Source organism: Rhizobium sp. AP16 (genome assembly GCF_000281735.1).
Taxonomy (GTDB): domain Bacteria; phylum Pseudomonadota; class Alphaproteobacteria; order Rhizobiales; family Rhizobiaceae; genus Rhizobium; species Rhizobium rhizogenes.
Map to the genome: position 1 here is coordinate 56370 of NZ_AJVM01000009.1, position 16996 is coordinate 73365.

15 protein-coding genes and 1 riboswitch are annotated in these 16996 nt (G+C 60.8%); of the genes, 1 reads left to right on the forward strand and 14 read right to left on the reverse strand.

What is annotated here, in order from left to right; genetic code table 11:
• Window positions 1-9 precede the first annotated feature (9 nt).
• Window positions 10-1338 (forward strand): PLP-dependent aminotransferase family protein, encoded by a 1329-nt coding sequence (locus tag PMI03_RS06985; RefSeq protein ID WP_034516579.1) that lies wholly within the window; start codon window positions 10-12, stop codon window positions 1336-1338.
• Here PMI03_RS06985 and PMI03_RS06990 read toward each other — a convergent pair.
• From PMI03_RS06990 to PMI03_RS07055, 14 genes are all read right to left on the reverse strand, one after another.
• Window positions 1329-2108, reverse strand: a complete 780-nt coding sequence (locus PMI03_RS06990) for a class I SAM-dependent methyltransferase (protein ID WP_007691298.1) — start codon at window positions 2106-2108, stop codon at window positions 1329-1331. The genes PMI03_RS06985 and PMI03_RS06990 overlap by 10 nt on opposite strands.
• A 2-nt stretch (window positions 2109-2110) precedes the next feature.
• Window positions 2111-2941 (reverse strand): ABC transporter ATP-binding protein, encoded by an 831-nt coding sequence (locus PMI03_RS06995; RefSeq protein WP_007691300.1) that lies wholly within the window; start codon window positions 2939-2941, stop codon window positions 2111-2113.
• Window positions 2938-3966, reverse strand: coding sequence for an iron ABC transporter permease (locus PMI03_RS07000; protein WP_007691305.1), 1029 nt, complete (start codon window positions 3964-3966; stop codon window positions 2938-2940). Before PMI03_RS07000 ends, PMI03_RS06995 begins: the two co-directional genes overlap by 4 nt.
• A complete protein-coding gene (locus tag PMI03_RS07005; RefSeq protein WP_007691307.1) occupies window positions 3963-4994 on the reverse strand; it encodes an ABC transporter substrate-binding protein in 1032 nt (343 codons plus the stop codon). The genes PMI03_RS07000 and PMI03_RS07005 overlap by 4 nt, the downstream gene beginning before the upstream one ends.
• A gap of 183 nt (window positions 4995-5177) precedes the next feature.
• Window positions 5178-5413: riboswitch (cobalamin riboswitch) on the reverse strand.
• A 327-nt stretch (window positions 5414-5740) separates the two neighbouring features.
• Entirely contained in the window at window positions 5741-7630 is a 1890-nt protein-coding gene (locus PMI03_RS07010) for a bifunctional sugar phosphate isomerase/epimerase/4-hydroxyphenylpyruvate dioxygenase family protein (RefSeq protein ID WP_007691310.1), read from the reverse strand.
• Between the two features lie 5 nt (window positions 7631-7635).
• Window positions 7636-8454 (reverse strand): shikimate dehydrogenase, encoded by an 819-nt coding sequence (locus tag PMI03_RS07015; protein ID WP_007691312.1) that lies wholly within the window; start codon window positions 8452-8454, stop codon window positions 7636-7638.
• Window positions 8455-9174, reverse strand: a complete 720-nt coding sequence (locus tag PMI03_RS07020; RefSeq protein ID WP_007691315.1) for an ABC transporter ATP-binding protein — start codon at window positions 9172-9174, stop codon at window positions 8455-8457.
• Between the two features lie 3 nt (window positions 9175-9177).
• Window positions 9178-9921, reverse strand: a complete 744-nt coding sequence (locus tag PMI03_RS07025) for an ABC transporter ATP-binding protein (protein ID WP_007691321.1) — start codon at window positions 9919-9921, stop codon at window positions 9178-9180.
• Window positions 9918-10892, reverse strand: a complete 975-nt coding sequence (locus tag PMI03_RS07030; protein ID WP_007691322.1) for a branched-chain amino acid ABC transporter permease — start codon at window positions 10890-10892, stop codon at window positions 9918-9920. Before PMI03_RS07030 ends, PMI03_RS07025 begins: the two co-directional genes overlap by 4 nt.
• Window positions 10889-11767 carry a branched-chain amino acid ABC transporter permease gene (locus tag PMI03_RS07035; protein ID WP_007691323.1) on the reverse strand — a complete coding sequence of 293 codons (879 nt, stop codon included), beginning with the start codon at window positions 11765-11767 and terminating at the stop codon, window positions 10889-10891. Before PMI03_RS07035 ends, PMI03_RS07030 begins: the two co-directional genes overlap by 4 nt.
• 60 nt (window positions 11768-11827) lie before the next feature.
• Complete coding sequence (locus PMI03_RS07040; protein ID WP_007691325.1) at window positions 11828-12970, reverse strand: ABC transporter substrate-binding protein; 1143 nt, start codon at window positions 12968-12970, stop codon at window positions 11828-11830.
• A gap of 131 nt (window positions 12971-13101) precedes the next feature.
• Window positions 13102-13998 (reverse strand): LysR family transcriptional regulator, encoded by an 897-nt coding sequence (locus PMI03_RS07045; RefSeq protein ID WP_007691330.1) that lies wholly within the window; start codon window positions 13996-13998, stop codon window positions 13102-13104.
• Window positions 13999-14117: 119 nt separating this feature from the next.
• Window positions 14118-15539: an FAD-binding oxidoreductase gene (locus tag PMI03_RS07050; RefSeq protein WP_007691331.1), complete on the reverse strand. Its 1422-nt coding sequence runs from the start codon at window positions 15537-15539 to the stop codon at window positions 14118-14120.
• 10 nt (window positions 15540-15549) lie between these two features.
• Window positions 15550-16953, reverse strand: a complete 1404-nt coding sequence (locus tag PMI03_RS07055) for a VOC family protein (RefSeq protein ID WP_007691332.1) — start codon at window positions 16951-16953, stop codon at window positions 15550-15552.
• Between the last annotated feature and the right edge of the window lie 43 nt (window positions 16954-16996).

Here is a 16996-nt window from a genome sequence, read left to right on the forward strand (position 1 = left end):
GGCGCGGAAATGAGCGAAGACAAAAACGCGGGATGGTTTGCCGAAAAATTGAGCGACAGGACCATTCGGGGAATTGCCATTGGAACCAGCGCGTTGATCCGCGCCGGCGCCCTGCCGGTCGGCACCAAGCTGCCGCCCATCCGCGATCTCGCCTTCGCACTCGGCATCAGCCCCGCCACCATCTCGGAAGCCTGGAGCGAACTCAGGCGCCAGAAGATCATCAGCGGGCGTGGCCGCAACGGCACCTGGGTCAGCGGCGATCGCTTCGTTGCCAAACCGGCGCGACTGGCAAGCAACGGACATTACGGCGAGGACGTCCTCGACCTCACCGCTGCCGTACCGGACGTCAGCCTGCTCCCGAAACTGGCGGAAGCAATGGCCTACGGCGCATCGGCCGAAAACCTCAATAGCTATGAACGCAACCGCATCCTGCCAGAACTTGAGGCCGCGATGCGCAAGACCTGGCCTTACGAGCCGGAAGCATTTCTCGCGACGAATGGCGGCTACAACGCCGTCTATACGCTGGCGCATGCCCTGATCGCGCCGGGAGAAACCGTCGCAATCGAAGACCCGACAGGCATGCGTCTTCTGGATATTTTCGAAGATCGCGGCACGCGCATCATCCCCGTGCAGTGCGATTCCGAAGGCCCCCTGCCTTCATCATTACAAGCGGCGATGGAACATCGACCGGTAGCCTTCATCTTCCAGCCGCGCCTGCATTCGGTCACCGGCCAGACCATCAGCCGCCAGCGCATGGACGCTCTGGAGCGCATCCTCAGAGATACCGATACGCTGATCGTCGAGGATGATGGCATGGGCGATATCTCCGCCGCGCCGCGCCATTCACTCGGGCACCGTTTTCCCGATCGGGTGATCCACATTTTCTCCTTTTCGAAGACACATGGGCCGGATCTGCGTCTCGCCGTGCTGTCAAGCTCGCGGGCAATTATCGAGCAGATCCAGTCCTACCGGAGCTTCAGCGCCGGCTGGACAAGCCGCATTCTGCAAGCCGCGACCGCCTGGCTGCTGCGCGACGAGGCAACGCAGGATACGCTGCATCAAGCACGCGCCATCTATCAGACCCGACGCGACAACCTTATCGGCGCCTTGCGAGACAGAGGCGTCGACGCGGCACAGGGCCACGGCCTTTGTGCCTGGATTCCCGTTTCGTCCGAACCCTTCGCGATGGTTACCTTGGCTGCGCGCGGCATCGCCGTTCATCCCGGTGCGAAATTCTCCAACCTGCCGAGCAATCACCTGCGCATTGCAACTGCCACCCTCACGGACCGCTGCGAGGAGGTTGCAAGCTCGATTGCGCTGTCCGCTGTTTATGACTGAGGCCGTCTGCAACAAAGTACGAAACGCCGATAAGGCAGGGTGCGCAACCGGTTCCTCAGATCAGCGGTCTGCCGCTGGGCCGTCGCGATCGGCTGGTGGGAACCGATTTCCATGCCCTCGAAGCCTGCCGCTTCGATCAGCGGCGTAAGTCTTTCCGCGGTAAGGCCGGCACCAAACGGCAGCCGTTCCATGATGCTCTGATGCCGGTCGCTCATCGCGCCGTCGTAGTGGGGATCGATCCCGGCGATGCGGTCGATCAGGCCGATGGCGAAGGAGGCGAACCGTCCGACAAGCGTCGGCTTTGCCCAATCGCCGTCAAAGATCAGCAGTTTCCCGCCCGGCTTCAGAACCCGATACCAGTCCGCAAATGCTTGCTCCGGCTCCGTCAGCGTCCAGACAAGATGACGGCAGACGACGGCATCATAACGCGCATCCGGTTCCATCGTCCGTTCCGCGTCAGCGAGGATAAAGCGCACACCTTCCCGCTCGGCATGTTTATGGCGGGCAACCGCAAGCATCGCTTCGGAGAAATCGAGCGCCGTCACCTGATGCCCGCGAGAAAGCAGCACGTTTGTCACTTCGCCAGTGCCGCAGGCAAGCTCGAGCACCTTTTGCGGTTCGCGGCCAAGACCGCGCTGAACCGCAGTGGCCCATGCATTCAGTTCCGGCCCAGGAGGAATGCGATGACCGAAGGCAAGGTCGAAAGTTTTCGACCGTTCGGACCAGTACTCGCGGATGTCTTCCTTCAGATGATGATTGCGGCCCTGCATGTTTACGACGCCCTAACCTTGGCGCTTTCAAGCTGAGCCTCATCGATGACCCGCAATGGCCGGCGTGGAACTGCCGACGCCCGGTAGCGGATAAAGCAACCGCCATCACTATCATGCTCCACCTCCACCTCCACGCCGAACACATCGCGGATGCATTCGGCCGTCAGCACTTCATTCGGCGTACCGAGTGCCACCAGCCGCCCGCCGTTCATGACGGCAAGGCGATCACAGAACATGGCAGCGTGATTGAGGTCGTGCAGGGCCGCGACCACGGTCAGATCCTGCCGGCGCACGAGATCGAGCAGGCCGATCTGGTGACCGATGTCGAGATGGTTCGTCGGCTCGTCGAGGAGCAGGATCTTCGGCTGCTGCGCGAGCGCGCGGCCGATATGCAGCCGCTGGCGCTCGCCGCCCGAAAGCGTGTGCCACAGCCGGCCGGAAAGATGGAGCATGTCGACATTGGTAAGGGCAGCTTCGACGATCGCGTCATCCGTCGCCGACCAAGGCGACAACGCTCCGAGATAGGGCGTGCGGCCGAGTTCTACGGCCTGTCTGGCGGTAATCCGCTCCCCGGTGTCTGCCTGTTGCTCCACCAAGGCCAGACGCCGAGAAAGCTCGCGCCGGCCGAGAGAGCGGATTGGCGTGCCGTCCACAAAAATCTCGCCGGTCTTCGGCTTGCGGATGCCGGACAGCATCAGCATCAGGCTGGTCTTGCCCGATCCATTCGGCCCGATGATGCCGAGAAACTCGCCTGTGCGAACATCAAGCGATATGTCCCGCACGATGGCTTGCCCACCGGCATTCCACGAAACATTCCTTGCCGACAGGGTCATGCGCGCGCCCTCTTCTGGCTCAAAATCAAGGCGAAGGCGGGCGCGCCGACAAGAGCGGTGATCACTCCGATCGGCAGGACCTGGCCATGGATCAGCGTGCGCGACAGGATATCAGCCGCGATCATGAAAATGGCGCCGATCAGAGCAGCTGCCGGCAGAAGCACGCCATGACGGACGCCGACCAACATCCGCGCCGCGTGCGGTATGACCAGCCCGACAAAGCCGATGGAGCCGACGATGGACACCATGACAGCGGTCATCATCGCGGATGTGCCCACGAGCACCAGATAGGTACGGCGCACCGAAATACCGAGCGAAGCTGCCGATTCTGCCCCAAAGGTAAACGCGTCGAGCGACCGGGCATGCCAGAGGCAAACGACAAGCCCCAATAGCGCAGCCGGGATTGCCAGCCAGGCGTCGGGCCAACGCACACCGGAGAGATTGCCGAGCAGCCAGAACATGATGCCGCGCGCCTGTTCGGCCGTCGCCGCCTTGGTGACAATGAAGGAGGTGAGCGCGTTGAAGAGTTGCGAGCCCACGACCCCTGCCAGGATGATCGCGGCCGTTCCGCGCCCCGCCCTGACAGCCAGCAATGCGACGAGAGCGAAGGCGACGAGCGCACCGAGGAAAGCCCCCATCGGCATCGTCAGGAAACCCGCGCCCAGACCGAGGATCGCGACACCGACGGCGCCGGTAGAGGCGCCGGCGGAAATGCCGAGGATGTAAGGATCGGCCAGCGGATTGCGCAGCAGCGATTGCAGCACGACACCGGACAGGGCAAGCGCCGTGCCGCAACAGGCGGCCACCACCGCGCGGCTCAGCCGATAGCTCCAGACGATACCCTCATCGATCGGCTCGAGCGGATAGCCAGCACCCCAAAGCCGATTGGCCACGGTCTTGGCGACGGTCTCAAGCGGGATCGAGGTCTCGCCGATCGCCGCACCCAGCCAGAGCGCGGCAACAAGAATGGCGAGCGCCAAGGCGACGGCACCCGTTCGTCCGATCGATGAAAGGGCGCGGTTCACTGCGTCAGGCCGGCCGCGGCGATAGCATCAGCAAGTGCCTCGATGCCTTCGATCGTACGGATGGTCGGGTTCATCGCCTGCGCATCCATCTCGAAGACATGGCCACTTTTGACGGCGGGCATCAGGCTCGCGACAGGGTCCTTTTCCAGGAATTTGCGCTTGGCCTCCGCGCTATCCAGCGGATAGCGACGGCGTTCCATCGCAGCCGCCACGATCATGCTTGGATTGGCCTTGGCAATCGTCTCCCAGCCGACCGTCGGCCACTCATCATCGGTCTCGATGATATTCTTGATGCCGAGCGCCGACATGATGTAGCCCGGCGCGCCATTGCGGCCCGCCACGTAGGGATCGGCATCCTTGGCGCTGGAGAACCAGAAGACGGCAGAAAGCTTGCCCTGTGCGGAAGAAACCTTGGCGCGGGCTGCCGCTTCGCGCTGCTTGAGATCGGCGACCACTTCCTCGCCTTTGTCCTGCACATTGTAGATCTTCGCGAGATCGCGGATCTCCTGATAGACGAGATCCATAGTGAAGACCTGATGGCGGACGCCATCGCTGGAGCCGGAGTTCTCCTTGCCGACGCAATCGGACGGCGATGTATAGACCGGGATGCCTAGCTCCTCGAACTGTTCCGGCTTGGCGACCACGCCTTCCGGTCCCACCTGCCACTGGAACTGAACGGTGACGATATCCGGCTTCTTTCCGACGACGCTTTCGAAGCTCGGATCGTTGTCGGCAAGGCGCTCGATCTTGGCGTTGACGTCCTCATAGCCCTTGAGAACCGGTCCAACCCAGAGTGCGGTGCCGACCACCTTGTCGGCAACACCGAGGCTGTAGAGGATTTCCGTTGTGCTCTGGCCGATAGAGACCGTGCGCGACGGCGCCTTCTGGATGGTGATCTGCCGGCCGCAGTTCTGGAGCGTAAGAGGGTAGCTGGTTTCCGCAGCTCCCGCCTGCCCCGGCAAGCCGGCGACGATCAACGACATCGCGAATAGGCCGGCGCGCAATGGCCGCTTGAAAATGGTCTTCATCATAATTCCCCGAAGTGATGTGAACGCCGCCCGAAAAGGGCGGTGGTGAAAGTCAGAATGCCCAACAGGCATTCCGAGCGGTCGAATGATCGTCAAAATTCGGGGAAGGCAGCGCATCAAGGCGCTGCGAAGCGTGAAGGATGGTCATGTCCTGCTCCTGTTTCGGGCATCCCCGCCCGTGACAATGGATAGATCTTCGACGGCAGGTCTCCTGGCTCACGGATATCAGTCGTCCATCTGCCTTCCCGCGCCTGATCGGCGTAGTGGCATGGCGCCTTTCGGCACCACGAGGATGGACGGCAATCCGCTTACAGTTGCGGGGGCAGCCACGGTCTTGGTCCCTTTTGGGTCGTCCTCACCGTGTTCCCTATTAATCCCCTCGGAGTCATCGTCGGGGAACCGTCGCTTCCAGTTATGCCAAGCACGACGGTTGCGTCAAGCCGCGAAGTCGCCCACTTGAAAATACCCCTCGCGGCCAAGCCTCCGACCATCATCGATCTGGATATCATGATAAATTCCCATAGTTACGTAATAACATTACGTTTGCTACCAAACTTTCTGAGAGCTGTCCAGTTTGCACGATCCGTTTTATGAAATGCTGTGGAATAGTCGCCGAGACTGGCGTGACTAAGCAATGCGATAGGTGACGGCTGCCTGCCGGTTTGGCGCAGATATGATGATCGGGCTACAGATATCTCGGGCTTGATTTCATACGAAATCCGGACTGAGGCACCGTGATACCAAGTTCACTCCCTTGGAAGGCCCTCCGGCCGGAGATGCTTCTTGAGCGCGGCGATGCGGAAGATGGCGTTCGGAGCGCCATATCCCCGATAGTCATTGCGCTGAACGATCTCGAAGAAGAAGCCCTCACCGAAGGTGCCGCTATAGAGCTGAAAGAATTCGCCATGCTCGTCACGGTCATAGAGAATATTCTCCACTTTCAGCCGCTCAGTCAGCTCAGGATCGAGACCAAAGCGGGCTTCGACGTCACCGTAATAGTTCGGCGAGATCGGCAGAGGCTGAAAACCATTCTTCCGCAGCGCTTCGGCCGTCTTGAAGATGTCGGCGGTCTGGAAAGCGAGGTGCTGTACGCCAGAGCCGAATTTTTCTGCGATGAAGTGACCGGCCAGCGTGCGGCGGTTCTCTGCCCCGTTCAAAGTAATCCGCAGCGTGCCGGCGTCATTCTCCACCACCTGGCTGCGCACCACGCCGGCCGGATCGATGATGTCGACCATCGGCGTCTTGTGGGTCTCGAAGATCGAACTGTAGAAGAGAAGCCAGGTCAGCATCTCGTCATAGGCAACCGTCTGGGCGATATGGTCGACATGCAGGAGGTGGGCCGGAGCGACCTCCACGTCGTCCTCGACGGTCAGAAAATCGATTTCGGCGAAATGGCCGAGATCGCCCTTGTCGTCGATGAGATAGATCAATCCGCCGCCCACGCCGCGGATCGCCGGCATCTCCACTTCGCCCGGGGCAACCGGCTGGCCGAAGGGCTCGGCGCCGAGAGCGACCGCCCGAGCAAGCGCGGCCTGGGCATCGTCTACGATGAGCGCCATCGCATAGGCCGAAGTGCCATGTACGGCGAAGGAAGAATTGGCAAATCCGGCGCTGTCGGTATTGACGAGAATACGGATATCGCCCTGCTGAAAGAGGCTCACCGTCTTCGTCCTATGCACCGCCACCTTGCGGAAGCCGAGCGTGCGCAGGAGACCGATGAGATCGCCCGCATCTTCCTCGTCGGCGGAAAATTCCACGAAACCCACACCTTTGACAGAAGCCCGGTCAGGCATGGCCGCGACACTCAGGCCGCGGGCATTGGGATTGCGGCGTACCTGGTCGCCAAGATAGATCAGCGAGCGATATCCGTCAGCCGCGATCGAGCGCGACGAGCCGCCGCGGAACTGGTCGTTGAAGATCTCCAGTGAGAAATAGCCGTCATAGCCGGTCTCGGCAACAGCGATCGCGAAGGCCGTCACCGGCAGATCGCCCTCGCCGGGCATGTTGCGGAAGTGCCGGCTCCAATAGAGCAGGTCCATGTCGATGAGCGGCGCATCCGCCAGCTGGACGATGAAGATCTTGTCCTTCGGAATGGAGCGGATCGAGTTGATGTCGATCTTCCTCGACAGCGTGTGAAAACTGTCGAGGATCAGGCCGATATTGGGATGGTCGGCGCGGCGCACGATTTCCCAGGCGTCACGATGGTCGTTGATGTGCCGCCCCCAGGCCAGCGCCTCGTAGCCGACCTTCAGGCCGCGTTTCGCGGCGCGCTCGCCGAGTTCATGGAAATCGGCCGCCGCCCGATCGATACCCCCGAGCGAAGCCGGCGAGACATTGGAACAGACCAGCACGAGATCGGTGCCGAGTTCCTGCATAATATCGAACTTGCGTTCTGCCCGGTCGAAGGTCCGCGACCGCAGCGGCTCCTGCATGCCCTCGAAATCGCGGAAGGGCTGAAAGAGCGTGATCTCCAGCCCGTGGTCGCGCACCATCCGCCCGACATCCGCCGGACTGCCGTCGAAGGCCAGGAAATCGTTCTCGAAGATTTCCACTCCGTTGAATCCCGCCCGCGCAATCGCCTCAAGCTTTTCCGGCAGTTCGCCGCTGATCGATACAGTCGCAATCGACGTCTTCATTGTGGTCAAACCTCCGTGTCGGGGTTGAGTCCCCAGAATGATATCTGCGCTTCGAGCTGCGCGAGCGTCATTTGCGCACCGGGCTGTATGCGGATGCCGCGCGCCTCGGCCGCCCGCAGCCAGTCGGTTACCTCAGGCTTGGTCACCGCTTCCGCGACCATCTGCAAATCGGGAAGAGAATCGAGCGGGAAAGGATGAGGATCGGCGACCGACATGCCGGTCGGCGACGCGTTAATGGCGATATCCACCTTCAGATCGTCCGGAAGATGATCGAACACGGCAATCGCCGGATGATCTGTCCGTATCCGGTCGACGATGGCTAGGCTCTTGGCCGGATCCCTCTCGATAACGACGATGGCGGCCGCACCGGCTTCCGCCAGCGCATGGTTGATCGCTGAACCCGCGCCGCCGGCACCGACCACCAACACGGCTTTGCCGCTGACGGCCATGCCATTCTGCTCTAGGGCACCGATCATGGCCACCCCATCAAGCATGTCCCCGCTCAAGCTCCCATCGCCATTGCGCCGGATGGTATTGACCGCCCCGGCTTTTCGGGCTCGCGGGGTCAGCTCATCCACAGCGGAAAACGCGACCAGCTTATGCGGCATGGTGACGGACAATCCGGCGCAATTGCCGGCGCCGCGCAGGCTCTCGATAAAGGCACGTACACGCTCCGGCTCGATATCGACCGGCACCATGACCGCATCGACATGATGCGCGGCAAACCATTCGTTCATCGGAACCGGCGACTTCACCTGCCGCACCGGATGTCCGATCAGAGGAACGAAGCGGGTGTTGCCCGCTATCGAGGGAACCGCGGACATTCAGGCCTCCTCGAGATGGGCACCAAGGAAAAGCTGCCCCACACGCGGGTCGGAGAGCAGCTTGTCGGCCTTGTCATGCATTCTCGTTCGCCCCTGCTCCAGCACGAGACCATAGTCCGACATGGCAAGTGCCGCCTTGGCGTTCTGCTCGACCATCAGGATGGTGACGCCCTGGTCGCGCAGTCTGATCAGCGTCCTGAAGGTCTCGCTCACCATCTGCGGCGACAGCCCGATCGAGGGCTCGTCGATAAGGATGAGCTTCGGATCGAGCAACAGGGCGCGAGCGATCTCCAGCTGCTTCTGCTGGCCGCCCGACAGGGTGATCGCCTGATCCTTCTGCTTTTCCTTCAGGATCGGGAACTGCTCCATCACCTCTTCGATGCGGCGGTTGATCTTCGCTTGGTCGGACGATGAAATCCCTCCGATTTCGAGGTTGTGGCGCACCGACAGCATCGGAAACAGGTTACGCCCCTGAGGGACATAGGTCACGCCCCGTTGCAGCATCGTGGCTGGCAGGCTGCCGGTGACATCGCCGCCATCCAGCATCACCTTGCCGGAGCGGATCTTCAGCAGACCGAAAATCGCCTTGAACACCGTTGATTTGCCGGCCCCGTTCGGGCCGATCACCGTCGTGATGGTCCCTTTCTCGATCTTGAACGATGTACCGTTCAGGATCGTCATTTTGCCGTAACCGCCATAGACATCCTTCAATTCCAGCATGGTTCAACCTCCGAGATACGCTTCGATGACCGCTGGGTCATTGCGGACGGTTTCGGGATCGCCCTCGGCAATAATCTTGCCGTTGGCCAGAACGATGATGCGGGTGCAGAGCGACATGACGAATTCCATGTTGTGCTCAATCACCACGAAGGTGGCGCCCCGCTCCCGGTTGAAGGCCTTGAGGCGCTCTTTGAGATCGGCCAGCATGGTGAGGTTCACGCCACCGGCTGGCTCGTCCAGCATGACGAGCTTCGGTCCGGCCATGAAGGCCATCGCGGCATCGAGCAGCTTCTGTTGCCCATAGGAGAGTGAACCCGCCTTTTCATGCGTCTGGTGTCCGAGCCGGAAGAACTCGATCATCTTCTTCGCTTCCTCGGTGAGGCCGGCATCTGGCTTGCCGATAAGGCGCGAGAACATGGTTCCGTGATGCTCCTGTCCCGCCAGGATGATGTTGTCGAGCACCGTCATGTCGGGGAAGACCTGCAGCATCTGGAAGGTGCGCCCGACGCCGAGCTTGTTGAGATCGCACGGGCGCTTGCCCGCAACGTTCTTGCCATCGACCAGCACTTCGCCCTTCGTGGCCAGCAACTGGCCGAGAATGCAGTTGAAGAGTGTCGACTTACCGCTGCCGTTGGGACCGATAAGGCCGAGGATTTCACCTTGGTGAACGTCGAAGGAGACGTCTTCGACCGCTTTGACGCCGCCGAAATGTTTGCTGACGCCTCGGACAGAGAGAACAGGGTTCATCGTGCTGCCTCCCAGGTGGTCTTGTCGGGCTGTTGGCGAAGCTTCCACCGGGTTTTCATCCGTTCGACGAAACCGAACAAGCCGGACGGGCAGAAGATCATCAGCGCGATCACGAGGATCGCGTAAAGCATGAGATAATAGCCTTCGGTGAAGCGGAAGAACTCCGGCGCCAGGATGATCAGCAAGGCACCGAGGATGGGGCCGAAGAAGAAACCGGCACCGCCGACGATGACCATCAGAAGCACGCGCAGCGAAATCGCCAGGCCGAAGGATTGGGGATCGATATATTGTGTCAGTTGGGCCAGAAGCGCGCCGGCAAGACCGCCGAACGCGGAACCGATGGCAAAGGCCAGAAGGGTGATCCTGCGGATGTCCACGCCGAGACTGTTGGCGCGCACCGGATTTTCGCGCAGCGCCTTGAAAGCCCTGCCCCACGGCGAACGGATGATCCCGTAAAGGGCGAACGCGGTCAGAATGAACAGCGCCAGCACGAAGAAATAGAACGGGATCGGACGCTGTGTCGCAAACCCGAAAACGACGGGCCGCGCGATGCCGGCAATACCGTAGGTGCCGTTGGTCAGCCATTCCTCATTGCGCAGCACCAGCACGACCAGAGCATTGAACGCCAGAGTGATGAAAGCCAGAAAATGGTGCTGGACGCGAAGGGCCGGATAGCCGAGCAGCAGGCCGATCATGAAGCAGGCCAGCATCGAGGCGAGCATGGCGAGAGGCCAGGGGACGCCGGCCATGGTGGTCAGCGCTGTGATGTAGGCGCCGATTGCCATGAAGCCCGCCTGGGCCAGCGAGACCTGCCCCGCATAGCCGAGTGTCAGGTTGAGCCCCATGGCTGCGATGGAAAATACCAACCACGAGCAGAGCACGAGGATGCCGTAATTGCTTTGCGTAAAAGGCAAGGCAACGAGGATCAGAATGCCGATGGCGATCAATATGAGCTTGCGAGCAGCGGTCATATCGTACGTCCCTCCGTCTTGCCGAGCAGGCCCTGCGGCCGCACGAGGATGATGACGATGAGAAGGATCAGCGGGATGGCCGAGCGATAGGATGCCGAGACATAGGCTGCCGACAGATTATCGATCACGCCGATCAGCAGGCCGCCGGCAATCGCACCCTTGATCTGATTGAAGCCACCCACAATCGCGGCGATAAAGGCGATCAGGCCGAGGGTCTCACCGTTCGAAAACTTCGCAAGATAGATGGGCGAGATCAAGATCGAAGCCAGAAGGGCCAGCGCCGCGTTGATGAGGAAGGTGTAGAGGATCATGCGCTTGATCGGCACGCCGAGGATTTCGGCCACCTGTGGGTTCTGCGCCGTCGCCTGCATCGCCCGCCCGGTCTTGGTGCCGTTCATGAAGAACTGCAGGAGCAATACGGCGCCGAGCGCGATGACGAGAACCGCAATATCCTGGACCGAGACCGCCGCGCCGAAGACATTCAGCGTCGTGTCGGGGAATAGCGCCGGAAACGGCTGGGCTTCGGCTGAATAGAACTGCTTGACGCCCTCCTTCATCAAGATCCCGAGAGCGATCGTCGCGATGACGATGGGCAGGACGCCGTGTGAAAGGAGCGGGTCAACGACGATCCGCTTGAAGCCGAAGCCGAGCAACAGCAGCGTCAAGGCGAGCGCCACGACGATGGCAATGGGGAAGCTCAAACCGAAGACGTGCGTGGCCGCCAGAACGAAGAAGGCGGGCAGCATGATGAATTCGCCCTGGGCGAAATTAATGGTCTGAGAGGCCTGCCACAGAAGCGTGAAGCCGATGGCCGCGAGCGCGTAGATCGAGCCCGTCGCCAGCCCAGACACCAACAACTGAAAAAAAGTGGTCATGTGCGGAGTTCCGGATTAGGCGGCATCCGGCCTTCAGCGCCGGATGCCGGAAACAACGGTTCAGAGCTTGGGGATGGTCGCCACGACGACCTGCTTGCCACCCTCGACTTCGACGAGGAAGCTGTCGCGGTTGACTTCACCCTTGTCGTCCCAGGAGGTCTCGATCAGGATGCCGGGCTCGTCCTTCGGCGTGATCGTCAGGCCGTGCAGCGTATCAGCAAGCGCTTGGCGGTCGACCTTGCCGTTCTTTGTCGTGACATATTTGACCGCATAGGCGCCGAGATAGGCCTTGATGGCATTGTGATCGGGCTTGTAATTGTATTTGGCTTGGAATTTCTTGGCGAACTCCTGAATTCCAGGCACCGGCGCATCAGCCATCAGGCCGACGTGACCGCGAACGCCATTGACGGCATCGCCGGCAAGATCGACGACCTTCTGGTTCATCAGCGTTGTTTCGCCGAAGATCGGCAATTTGACACCCTGCTTTTGCAGCTCCTTGAGCAGCCGGGCGCTTTCTTCCTCGTGCAGATAGGCGAAGATCGTGTCAGCACCGCTCGACTTCAGCTTGACCACGTCGGCGGCGAAATCCGCCTGGCCCACTTCGCTGGAAACGTCAGTCGCGACCGTGATGCCGTGGCTCTTCAGTTCCTTGACGAAGGAATCCCGACCGCCCTTGCCGAAATCGTCATTGACCCAAGCAACCGCAACCGACTTCGCCTTGACCTCCTCGGCGAGATATTTGACGAGCTTCGGCATCGATTGCTGTGCGCCGAACGAGGTCCGGAAGATATAGGGATTGTTCATGCGGGTGATGTCGGGTGCTTCGGCGCCGCTTATCTGCGGGACGCCATTCTGCATCGCCACCATCATGTTGACCTTGACGGATCCGGAATAGATCGGCCCCATGATAACGTAGGCGCCGTCGTCAATGGCCTTCTGCACCATGGCGCGCGACGTGGTCGGGTCGGTCTGGGTATCGTAATCCGTGACTTCGACCTTCTGGCCGAGAATGCCTCCAGCAGCATTGATCTCCTCGACGGCGAGCTTCAACCCGTCGCGCCAATTGGTGCCGACAGCAGCACCGGCGCCAGAGAGCTCGATTACGTCGGCAAACTTGATCACATCCTGCGCCATCGAGGCTTGCGGCACCGCAACCCACATGGCGGCGGCCGTCGCCAGCCACAACATACTTCTCCGGTTCATTCTTATCTCCTCCTCATATTATCGTGTCGACCCCGGCAGAAACATCTCCCCTTGCCGGATTCGTTCAGCGATTTTGGCCGATGCCAATGATAACTGCAAATACCAAAGCATACGACATGCATAACATGATGTTAATTTCGCGCTGCCGCTTCCATCTCGATGCGCAGCAGTTCGATGAACTCTTCGGCGAAGACCGAAAGCACCACATCGTTGCGATATGCGGCATAGGTGTGAAAGGTAGTATCGGCTTCGATCTCAAGACATTTGACACCACGTATACCACCGCCGGCAACCGTGAACTGATCGATAATGGCAATGCCCAGCTCTGCTGCCACGAGTGCGCAGACGGTCGTGCCGAACCTAGCCCTGATCTTCATCCGGTAGTTCAGGTCGTGGCGTCGGAAGATTTCGGTCATCACACGCCCGTACGGATCGTTCGGATCGATCCCGATCAGCGTGTGCTTGACGATTTCCTCTGGAGAAATGCTCTTCTTCTCGGCGAGCTCGCTATGTTCCGGCACAATACAAAGCAGTCGCCCGGTCGCCAGCGGCGCAAAATGAACAATCGCATGTTCGAGAAACGAGCTGATCGCCACCACCTCGCCGCGCCCGACAAGGAGGTAGTCGATGGCTTCCTCGATCTTCAGGATGTTGATGTCGACATCGAGCTCCGGGTAGCGATCCCTGATCCCAGCAATTGATTTCGGCACCATGACGTTGGCGATGCTCGGAACCGAACCGACGCTGAGAAGCCGGTTGTCGCCCTTGCCGAGGCGATCGACCGCGAACTGGAGATCCTCGACCTGGCGGTAGACGGTGTCGAGAAGGCCGAAAACATGCCGCGCCTCGGGCGTCGGCACATGGCGCCCATGGCTGCGGTTGAAGAGGCGCACATTCAGCGAATCCTCGGTGTATTTCATCAACCGGCTGATGCCAGGAGCCGAGACGCCAAGCAGATTGGCCGCGCCGGCAATGGTGCCGGTAATCATGATCGCGCGGATCACTTCAATCTGGCGGAGCGTCAACATCGTCGCGGCCCTCTCCCGAGTCAGGCACTGAGAATTCCGGCACGATCCTATGAGCACTCCGTTAAATCAATGGGTTCGCGGGCTCAAACAGCCTCGCCCGCCAACTCAACACACCGTGCCTATCCGAAACGGACGGCACCGAGGGCACCGGGCGAAAGGAGGACTTTCAGGCCGCCGGCCAGATCCCGCAATTTCTCGGCCGTATAGAGATCATAATAGGGCTGGTTCTTGCGGCCGATCGCATGTTCGGCACTGAAGCTGCCACCGAAATCCTCGACGGCGACCTTGAAGACGAAGTCGCGCAAGCGGCGCTCGAAATCCGGATCACTCGCGATTTCACTGTCCTTTGGCACCACGAGATTGAAGTGAACACCGCCATCGCCGATATGTCCGAAATCGCAGATCCTGATCTCGGGGAAGAGCGCCGGCATCTCGGCCCGCATATGAGCGCAGAAGGTCATGATGTCGCCGCGACGGAAGGAAAGGTCGAAGGCAATCAGCTTGCCGGAATGCTTGACGCCTTCCGAAAGCGCGTGCCGAAGCGCCCACATCTCGTGGGCCGGGCCGACGAAGGCGTCGGCAAGCGGTGCCGCCTCGCTTTCCCATATCTCGGCAAGCACCGTCTCAAGCACTTGGTCGAGCGACTGCTCGCCCTCGCGTGGCGCCCAGCTTCGGCTCACCTCCGCCAGAATGACATAAGCCGGCACCTCGCCGCGCTCGAACGGATTGCGCAGTGACGGGACGTGGTCGAGAGCGGCGGATACAGCATTGGCCGACATGCCCTCAAAGGCGGAGAGATAGCTGCCGAGCCGCTCTTCCATGGCGCGCAGAAGCGGCATGACATCCGCATCGCTCTTTGGCACCAGATAGGCGGTCGCCGTCTGGCGTGGCAGCGGTTCCAGATTGAGCACGCATTCGGTGATGATGCCGAAGGCGCCCGATGTGCCAATGAAGATTTGTCTCCAGTCGACGCCGGTATTGTTCTTGCGAAGATCGCTGGCGAGATCGAGCACGGTTCCGCTCTCATCGGCCAACACGACCGTCAGACCGAGCGTGTTGCGGCGCACGTCCCCGTATTTCAGAAAGCGGGATCCGCCGGTATTGGTCGCGAGCATCCCGCCGAGCCGGGGATCGGCGCCGAGATCGATCGGGAAGAACAGGCCATGCTCCTCCAGCTTGCGATTGACATCGGAAAGCCGCCAGCCCGCGCCGGCGCGCAGCGAGCGGTTATCGATATCGATTGCGAAGGCCCCCGTCAGCCGATCGAGGCTCAACACAATCTCGCGACCTGAACTGTCCGGTGTGGAACCGGAAACAAGGCCGGTATTTCCGGATTGCGGGATGATGGGAATGCTGTGACGGACACAATAGGCGACCGCGGCGGAGACCTCTTCAGTCGAACATGGGCGCAGAACCGCTGCCGTCCGACCCTTGTCGTAACGCGCACCGGTCTCGTAGGCTGCAATATCCCCGGCCTCCATCAGAATGCCCTTGTCGCCAAGAAGCTGTCTCAGCTCATCGACGTGCTTACTCTCGAGCATCCGTTTTCCCCTATTCCGCGGCCTCCGTCCAATTCAGCGCCCGGCGGCACGCTTCGATAGAGGCCTGTTCGATGCCGGCATAATGATCGAATTCGTTGAGCACGCTCGCCCCAAGATCCGCCTCAAAATGCAGCTGATTGGGGCTCGCAGCAAATTCATGCTGCGCGTCGTCGCCGAGATTCGACTGGAAGATACCCGCTGCGCTCACCGGCAGGAAGTCCTCGTAGACGATAGGATCGAACTGCACCAGACCATCGGCGATCCATTGTGCGAGATCACCATCGATGCGGCCGCCCGCCTTGCGGCCCTTTTCCGTCAGCGAATAGCTGAAATAGCCGAGCTCTTCGGCGCAGATCGCCTCCCAATTGTCAGGGAAAGTTTCGAAGGCCTTGGCAAGTGCCGCCTCATATTCCCTTGCGTTCGAACCATCGGCAGCCGGCCGAACGATCCCGCGAGAATCGGTGAGGAGTGCGTCATAGAGCGCGCGGCCCTTGGGGGTCAGCGCGATGCCGCGCTGTTCGATCTCGCCGAAGCGGGCGGTGTGCGAACCGGCCTGCCAGGAACCATCCTCCGCACGAAAGGACACCGGCTCTTCGAGGGCCTTGAACGAGGTCTGGCGCAACAGGATCGGGCATTGGCGGGTCGGCGGCCCCTCGACCACGGCTTTCGGCACGATGCCATGAGCCGGCATGCGGGCCTGGACGAGATCGATGTCGAGCGTGCGCGGCGTCAGGTGATTGATATGCGGCCCCTTGAAGGAGACGACGTCGGCGATCAGACGGTGAGCATCGTGCAGGCGATGATAGAGTTCGGGGCTGACGTTGGCGCGGTCATGCCAACGGAAAGTTTCGAGGACTTCGGAAACGAAACGGTCGGCATCGCCCTGCCCGAGTCCCCCGTCCTTCTCAGCCTTTTCTGCGAGCGCGATCGCGCCTTCCGTGAAGATCCGCCGGCCGGCGAGAACAGCTTCCGCCTCAGCGCGCAGCGTCTCGTCCACGATCAGATCGAGCCGGAGAAGCGATGTGAAGACGCGAAAAGGATTGCGCTTGAGCGCGGCCTCCCCCACGGGGCGAAAGGCGGTCGAATGCACCGGCACGCCCGCAGTCGAGAGATCGTAGTAACCGACCGGATACATGCCCATCACAGCAAAAATCCGCCGCATCATGGCAAGTTCGCCGGCAGTGCCGAGGCGGATGGCGCCATGCCGCTCCTCGGAGATCCGTGCCAGCGAGTCCGTTTCGTCAAGCCGTCCCTGAAGCTTGGGGTTCGCGGCCAGCGTTTCCGCATTGACCTCCGACACCAGCTCCATCAGCGTGCCATAGGCCGGCACTTCCTTGCGATACATGTCCGACATGGCGGCGGAGAATGCATGGCGAATTTCATCGGGGGAAACATGCAACGTGGTCACGGGCATTCTTTCTTGCGAGCGAGTTCATTCCTTTTCCGCACAATATTGC

Coding starts and splice junctions, on each gene's coding strand:
- PMI03_RS07050 (WP_007691331.1), bottom strand. CDS start 15,539: ATGCTCGAGAGTAAGCACGTCGATGAGCTGAGACAGCTTCTTGGCGAC.
- PMI03_RS07005 (WP_007691307.1), bottom strand. CDS start 4,994: ATGAAGACCATTTTCAAGCGGCCATTGCGCGCCGGCCTATTCGCGATG.
- PMI03_RS07040 (WP_007691325.1), bottom strand. CDS start 12,970: ATGAACCGGAGAAGTATGTTGTGGCTGGCGACGGCCGCCGCCATGTGG.
- PMI03_RS06995 (WP_007691300.1), bottom strand. CDS start 2,941: ATGACCCTGTCGGCAAGGAATGTTTCGTGGAATGCCGGTGGGCAAGCC.
- PMI03_RS07025 (WP_007691321.1), bottom strand. CDS start 9,921: ATGAACCCTGTTCTCTCTGTCCGAGGCGTCAGCAAACATTTCGGCGGC.
- PMI03_RS06985 (WP_034516579.1), top strand. CDS start 10: ATGAGCGAAGACAAAAACGCGGGATGGTTTGCCGAAAAATTGAGCGAC.
- PMI03_RS07045 (WP_007691330.1), bottom strand. CDS start 13,998: ATGTTGACGCTCCGCCAGATTGAAGTGATCCGCGCGATCATGATTACC.
- PMI03_RS07030 (WP_007691322.1), bottom strand. CDS start 10,892: ATGACCGCTGCTCGCAAGCTCATATTGATCGCCATCGGCATTCTGATC.
- PMI03_RS07015 (WP_007691312.1), bottom strand. CDS start 8,454: ATGTCCGCGGTTCCCTCGATAGCGGGCAACACCCGCTTCGTTCCTCTG.
- PMI03_RS07010 (WP_007691310.1), bottom strand. CDS start 7,630: ATGAAGACGTCGATTGCGACTGTATCGATCAGCGGCGAACTGCCGGAA.
- PMI03_RS06990 (WP_007691298.1), bottom strand. CDS start 2,108: ATGCAGGGCCGCAATCATCATCTGAAGGAAGACATCCGCGAGTACTGG.
- PMI03_RS07035 (WP_007691323.1), bottom strand. CDS start 11,767: ATGACCACTTTTTTTCAGTTGTTGGTGTCTGGGCTGGCGACGGGCTCG.
- PMI03_RS07055 (WP_007691332.1), bottom strand. CDS start 16,953: ATGCCCGTGACCACGTTGCATGTTTCCCCCGATGAAATTCGCCATGCA.
- PMI03_RS07020 (WP_007691315.1), bottom strand. CDS start 9,174: ATGCTGGAATTGAAGGATGTCTATGGCGGTTACGGCAAAATGACGATC.